Source organism: Streptomyces winkii, from assembly GCF_032248595.1.
Classification (GTDB): Bacteria; Actinomycetota; Actinomycetes; order Streptomycetales; family Streptomycetaceae; genus Streptomyces; species Streptomyces winkii.
In genome coordinates this window covers 1-230 of sequence record NZ_JASTTH010000036.1, presented here as the reverse complement: position 1 = coordinate 230, position 230 = coordinate 1, and the positions used below count along the sequence as shown (strand labels likewise).

The window sequence follows — 230 nt, the reverse complement described above, 5'->3', positions numbered from 1 at the left end:
CCCCGTCCTTATGCCCCTTGAACGTGGCGCGTACCTTGCCGCTCTCCACACCCCACAACCTCGCCGTACCATCGTCACTGCCCGTCGCCAACGAGTCGCCATCAGGACTGAAAGCCACCGAACTCACCCCGTCCTTATGCCCCTTGAACGTGGCGCGTACCTTGCCGCTCTCCACACCCCACAACCTCGCCGTACCATCGTCACTGCCCGTCGCCAACGAGTCGCCATCA

General features: G+C 63.5%; 1 protein-coding gene. It reads right to left on the bottom strand.

The window, feature by feature from the left end:
* The coding region (locus QQM67_RS30550; protein ID WP_399067977.1) for a WD40 repeat domain-containing protein at positions 1-230 on the bottom strand (230 nt) is incomplete at both ends.